Source organism: Roseateles sp. GW821-FHT09G09, assembly GCF_059415965.1.
Map to the genome: position 1 here is coordinate 230,082 of NZ_JBWKOG010000007.1, position 6,762 is coordinate 236,843.

At 70.7% G+C, this 6,762-nt stretch carries 2 protein-coding genes; both read right to left on the reverse strand.

Going from position 1 to position 6,762, the window contains the following annotated elements; translation table 11 throughout:
- Positions 1-36 precede the first annotated feature (36 nt).
- Positions 37-2,463 (reverse strand): response regulator, encoded by a 2,427-nt coding sequence (locus AC07O8_RS19870; RefSeq protein ID WP_495049677.1) that lies wholly within the window; start codon positions 2,461-2,463, stop codon positions 37-39.
- The coding region (locus AC07O8_RS19875; protein WP_495049678.1) for a response regulator at positions 2,454-6,762 on the reverse strand (4,309 nt) is incomplete at its 5' end. The genes AC07O8_RS19870 and AC07O8_RS19875, both read right to left, overlap by 10 nt.

Genomic DNA, 6,762 nt, shown 5'->3' on the forward strand with positions numbered 1-6,762 from the left:
GAGGTCTTCACGTAGTGCCTCCGCGGCACCTCCTGTTCAGCGCGTCGCGGTCTCCGCCGGCCGCGCGCTGTCCCGCTGTCGCCACTCCTGGATCAGTTCGACGACCGCGTCCGGATCGGCCGGTTTGACCAGATGGACGTCGAAGCCGGCCTCGTGCGCACGGCGGCGGTCGTCCTGCTGGCCGTAGCCGGTGAGCGCGATCAACAGGCAGTCCATGCCGCCGGGCAGGGCGCGCAGCCGGCGCGCGACCTCATACCCATCCAGGCCGGGCAGGCCGATGTCGAGCAGCACCACCTGCGGCGCCCGCGCCGTCGCGGCCTCCAGCGCGCTGGGGCCGTCCAGCTGCACCGCGGTGTCGAAGCCGGCGAGTTCGAGGAACACCGCCATCGAGTCCGCCGCGTCGCGGTTGTCGTCGACGACCATCACGCGGCACGGGCCCGCGTCGTCGTGGACCTCATCGCCAAAGTCATCGCGAAGGCCGTCGTGACGATCATCGCGGACGTCGTCGTGAGCGTCCTCGCCGGCAGCCGCCTCGCCGCGGGCAGGCGCGATGCGTTCCGGTGGAGCGACCGGGGCAGGTGAAGTCATGGATATCTCCTCGACGGCGGCGGGCAGCCACACCTGGAACTCGGAGCCGTGTCCCGGGCCTTCGCTGCGGGCCTCCACCCGGCCGTGATGGAGTTGCACGAGGCGCTGCACCAGCGTCAGTCCGACGCCCAGCCCGCCCTGGTTGCGGTCCAGTCCGCGCGGCCCCTGCTCGAACAGGTCGAAGACATGCGGCAGCAGCGACGCGGCGATGCCGCGTCCGTTGTCGCTCACGGTCAGCACGAAGGCGCCGTCGTGGCCGGCGCCGCCGCTGTCCTGGCGGGTCAGCGTCAGCGCGATGCGGCCCCCTGCATCGGTGTACTTGCTCGCGTTGTGCAGCAGGTTGGTCACGACCTGGATCAGCCGCGCCGCGTCGCCGCGCACGCGCGCCGGGCGGTCGGGCAGCGTCAGGCAGAGCTGCTGCCCCTGTCCGTCGATCAGCGACTGCACCGGCTCCAGCCCCTGGCGCACGATGTCGCGCAGGTCGAGCGTCTCGGACTTCAGCACGATCTTGCCCTGGCTGATGCGCGCCACGTCGAGCAGCTCGTCGACCAGCCGCGTCAGGTGCCTGGCCTGGCGGTCGGTCACCGCGACCGCTTCGGCCAGACGCCGGGCGCGATCCTGGCCCTGGCCCTGGCCGCCGCGCGGCTGGCCGTCGCCCGCCGGCGTGCCGGTCTCCGACAGCGCGCGCATCACCTCGATCGCGTTGCGGATCGGCGCCAGCGGATTGCGCAGCTCGTGCGACAGCATCGCGAGGAACTCATCCTTGCGCCGGCTCGCTTCGAGCAGGCCCGCCTCGGCCTGACGGCGCTCGACGATCTCGGCCTGCAGCGCGCCGTACAGCCGCGCGTTCTCGAAGGCGATCGCGGCGCGGCCCGCGAGTTCCTCCAGCGTCGGCCAGTCGGGCGGCTGGTGCGGATCGACCAGCAGCAGCCCGCCGAGCATGCGCTCGCCGGCCACCAGCGGCAGCACCACGCCGCTCGCGGTATCGCGGCGCAGCAGCGCGCGCGACGGGGGCTCGTCGTCCTCGGGCAGGCCCGACGGCGCGAAGGCGGGCGGCGCGTGCGCCTGCAGGGAGCTCCCCGGCAACAGCGCCGGCACCATCTGCTCGATCGCGCTGCGCGTGGCGTTGTAGAGCACCTCGGACAGCATCTGCTCGCGGCCCTCGATGAACGGGGGCGGTTCGCCGGTGGCGATGGGCGCATCGCAGCGCAGCACGCGCTCGTGCCCGTGGCCCGCGTCGCGCAGCCACAGCAGCGCGCGCGGCGCGAAGTTCGGCACCAGCAGCGAGAGCAGCCGCCGCATCGCGACGTCCGCGTCCAGCGAGTCGGCCAGTTCACGCCCCGCCTGCGCCAGGAAGATCGAGCGCCGCGTGTTCTCCTCGGCGGCGCGCTGCGCGGCCTCGGCGCGCGCGATGGCGATGCGCTCCAGCGCCTGCTGGCGCAGGCGCTGCTGCATGATGAACAGGTCGACGAAGACCCGCACCTTGCTGCGCAGCACGTCGGGGATCACCGGCGAGAGGATGTAGTCGACCGCGCCGAGCGAATAACCCTGCGCCGTCTGCAGCTCGTCCGCGTAGGCGGTGACGAAGATGATGGGCGTGTGCGCCGAGCGCCGGTAGCCGCGGATCAGCCGGGCCGTCTCCAGCCCGTCGATGCCCGGCATGTTCACGTCCATCAGGATCACCGCGAACTGCTGGCGCAGCACCTCGCGCAGCGCCTCGCTGCCGGAGCGCGCGATGACCAGGTGCTGGTCGAGGTCGGCCAGGATGGTCTCGAAGACGAGCAGCTTCTCCGGCAGGTCGTCCACGATCAGGATGCTGGCGCGCTCCGCCGCGTCGGGCGTGGCGTAGCCGTCGAAGAGGGCGCTCAGCGGCATAGCCAGCCCCGCAGCACGGTCAGCATGTTGGCGGGGTCGACGGGCTTGGACAGGTAGTCCCAGGCGCCGGCCTCGATGCATTTCTGGCGGTCGCCCTTCATCGCCTTGGCGGTGACCGCGACCATCGGCAGCTCGCGCCCGCGCGGCAGCCGGCGGATCTGCTGCATCGTCTCCAGGCCGTCCATCTCCGGCATCATGATGTCCATCAGCACGATGTCGATCGACGGGTCTTCCTGCACCAGCCGGATCGCCTCGCGGCCGTTGTCGGCGGAGACGATGACCATGCCGTGCGAGTCCAGCACCGTGGCCAGCGCGAAGATGTTGCGCATGTCGTCGTCGACGATCAGCGCCTTCTTGCCGACCAGCGGACAGCTGACCTCCTGCGCGTCGTGCAAGGCCTGGCGCTCGCCGTCGCCCATGTCGGCGGGGGCGCGATGCAGGGCCAGCGCCACCGCCGCCAGCGCGGCGTCGGTGCCGGTGGCCGTGCGCACCGGCAGCCCGTGCGGCCGCGTCCAGCGGCGGGCGGCGGCGAGGTCCTCGGACGCCTCTGCAGTGCCTGCCGTGCCCACCGTGCCCACCGTGCCCACCGGGCCTGATACGCCCGATGCGCCCGACGCCCCCGACGCCCCCGAACTCCCGGCGGCGTTCAGCGCCACCACCTGCAACGGCAACGTGCCCGGCCGCTGCTCGAGCGCGTCCAGCACGTCCTGCGGACCGAAGGCGCTCGCGACCGCATCCACCAGCAGCGCGTCGACGCCGGGCAGCACCTCGCGCGCCTGCGCCGCGGTCTGCACGAACACCGTCTCGACGTCGTCGGCCAGCGGCGACAGCAGCGCGAGCCGCTCCGCGCCCTCGGGCATCGCCACCGCGAGTCGCCGTCGCGGCCGGTCCAGGTAGCGCTGCAGGTCGCGCAGGGCGACTTCGACGTCGTCGCGCGACTGCAGCGGCTTGGCCAGGAAGCCCAGCGCGCCGGCCTGCAGCGCGCGTTCGCGCGCGTCGTCGGTCGAGACCACGCACACCGGCAGGTGGCGCATGTCGGGATCGGACTTGAGCCGGTCCAGCACGCGCCAGCCCTGCATGTCGGGCAGGAAGATGTCCAGCGTGATCAGGCTGGGCCGGAACTCCTGCGCCATCGCGAGCGCCCCCGCGCCGGTGGTCGCCACCAGGCCCTTCATGCCGCCGTGGCGGGCCGCCTCGAGCAGCACGCCGGCGAAGGCGAGGTCGTTCTCGACGATCAGCAGCACGCGGTCGCCGCTGCCGATGTCGTCGCGGTCGTCCTTGGCGACGTTGGCGAAGACGATGCTGTCGGGCGGCGTGTCCATCTGGACGCGGTGCGCGTCCAGCGGGGTCATGACGCCGTCGCTGCCCGTCCCACCGCTGCCGCTGCCGCTGCCGTTGGCCTTGCCATCGGCTTTGCCGTTCCCGTTCCCGCTCCCGTTCCCGATGTCGTTGCCGTCGCCCGTCCGGCTGGCCGGCGCCCGCCGCGCGGCTGCGCGCTGCACGGCGGCCTCGGCCAGTTCGGCGGCGGTGATCGCGGCCGGGGAGTGGGTCGGCAGGTCGTCACGCTCCTCGCCGGTCGCCGCGGAGGCGTTCGAACCGCCGGAAGTTCCGGACTTGGCCGGCGTGCCGGGCGCGATGCGCGGCCGCGCGTTGCGCGCCGGTGCGTAATGCTGCGGCAGGTAGAGCGTGAAGGTGGAGCCGTGGCCCGGCGCGCTGACGAGCCGGATCTCGCCGCCCAGCAGCCGCGCGAGCTCGCGGCTGATGGCCAGGCCCAGGCCGGTGCCGCCGTACTTGCGCGAGGTCGAGCCGTCGGCCTGCTGGAAGGCCTCGAAGATGATCTGCTGCTTGTCGGCCGAGATGCCGATGCCGGTGTCCGCGACCGCGAACGCGATCACCTGGCCCGCGTGGTTGAGCGCCTCGTTGTCGGCGGACCAGCCCTCGGACGCCGCGCTGACGCTGAAGGTGACCTGGCCCTGGTGGGTGAACTTGAAGGCGTTGGACAGCAGGTTCTTGATGATCTGCTGCAGCCGCTTGACGTCGGTGACCAGCGACTTGGGCAGGGGCGCGTCCATCTCGACGGCGAAGCCGACGTGCTTGGATTCCGCGAAGTGGCGGAAGCTGCGCTCGACCGAGCGCTGCAGCTCGTCCAGCCGCAGTTCGCTGACGTCGACGGCGACGGTGCCCGACTCGATCTTGGACAGGTCCAGGATGTCGTTGATCAGCATCAGCAGGTCGTTGCCGGACGCGTGGATGGTCTTGGAGAACTCGACCTGCTTGAGCGTGAGGTTGCCCTCGCTGTTCTTGCAGAGCTGGTCGGACAGGATCAGCAGCGAGTTCAGCGGCGTGCGCAGCTCGTGCGACATGTTGGCGAGGAACTCGGACTTGTACTTCGAGGTCAGCGCCAGCTGCTCGGCCTTTTCCTCCAGCGCCTGGCGGGCCTGCTCGACCTCGGTGTTCTTGCGCTCGACCTCCTGGTTCTGGTGGGCCAGCAGCTGCGCCTTCTCCTGCAGCTCGCCGTTGGTCTGCTGCAGTTCCTGCTGCCGGCGCTGCAGCTCTTCCGCGAGCGACTGCGACTGGATCAGCAGGTCTTCCGTCCGCGTGCTGGCCTCGATCGTGTTGATCACGATGCCGATGGATTCGGTCAGCTGGTCGAGGAAGGCCTGGTGGGTGGAGCTGAAGCGTTCGAGCGAGGCGAGCTCCAGCACGCCGCGCACGCGGCCTTCGAAGACGACGGGCAGCACCAGCACTTCCATCGCCGCGGTCTCGCTGAGGCCGGACGCGATGCGGAAGGCCGTGCCCGGCACGTTGGTCAGCAGGATCTTCTCCTGGTCCAGCGCGCACTGGCCGACCAGCCCCTGACCGAGCGCCAGTTCCTTGCCGTGCGTGGCCAGGCCGCCGGACGCGTAGCTGGCGATCAGCTTGAGGCGGGGCATCTCGCCGCGCATGTTGAGCACGAAGAACTCGGCCTGCTGCACGCCGACGACGGGCGCGAGCTCGCTCAGGATCAACTGGCCGACGGTCACGAGGTCCTTCTGGCCCTGCAGCATCCGCGTGAACTTGGCCAGGTTGGTCTTGAGCCAGTCCTGCTCGGTGTTCTTCTGTGTCGTGTCCTTCAGGTTGCGGATCATCTCGTTGATCGTGTCCTTGAGGGACGCGACCTCGCCCTGCGTCTCGACGGTGATCGAGCGCGTCAGGTCGCCCTGCGTCACGGCGGTGGCGACCTCCGCGATCGCGCGCACCTGCGTGGTCAGGTTGGCGGCGAGTTCGTTGACGTTCTCCGTCAGGCCCTTCCAGGTGCCGGACGCGCCCGGCACCTTGGCCTGGCCGCCGAGCTTGCCTTCCACGCCCACCTCGCGGGCGACGGTGGTCACCTGGTCGGCGAAGATCGCGAGCGTGTCCGTCATCGAGTTGATCGTGTCGGCCAGCGCGGCGATCTCGCCCTTGGCCTCCACGGTCAGCTTCTGCGCGAGGTCGCCGTTGGCCACGGCGGTCACCACCTTGGCGATGCCGCGCACCTGGCCGGTCAGGTTGCCGGCCATGAAGTTCACGTTGTCGGTCAGGTCCTTCCAGGTCCCCGACACGCCGCGCACCGTGGCCTGGCCGCCGAGGCGGCCTTCGGTGCCGACCTCGCGCGCGACCCGGGTCACTTCCGCGGCGAAGGAGGAGAGCTGGTCCACCATCGTGTTGATCGTGGTCTTCAATTCCAGGATCTCGCCGAGCACGTCGACGGTGATCTTCTTGGAGAGGTCGCCGGCGGCCACGGCCTTGGTCACGTCGGCGATGTTGCGCACCTGGGAGGTCAGGTTGGACGCCATCGAGTTGACCGAGTCGGTCAGGTCCTTCCAGGTCCCGGCCACGCCCTGCACGTCGGCCTGGCCGCCGAGCTTGCCCTCGGTGCCGACCTCGCGCGCCACGCGGGTCACTTCCGCGGCGAAGGAGCGCAGCTGGTCCACCATCGTGTTGACGGTGTTCTTGAGCTCCAGGATCTCGCCCTTCACGTCGACGGTGATCTTCTTGGACAGGTCGCCCGCCGCCACGGCGGTGGTCACCTCGGCGATGTTGCGCACCTGCGAGGTCAGGTTGCCGGCCATGAAGTTCACCGACTCGGTCAGGTCCTTCCAGGTGCCGGCCACGCCCTGCACGTCGGCCTGGCCGCCGAGCTTGCCTTCGGTGCCGACCTCGCGCGCCACGCGGGTCACTTCCGCGGCGAAGGAGCGCAACTGGTCCACCATCGTGTTGACGGTGTTCTTGAGCTCCAGGATCTCGCCCTTCACGTCGACGGTGATCTTCTTGGACAGA

Excerpts from the sequence above, each read along its gene's own strand:
- AC07O8_RS19870 (WP_495049677.1), bottom strand. The coding sequence starts at position 2,463 with ATGCCGCTGAGCGCCCTCTTCGACGGCTACGCCACGCCCGACGCGGCG.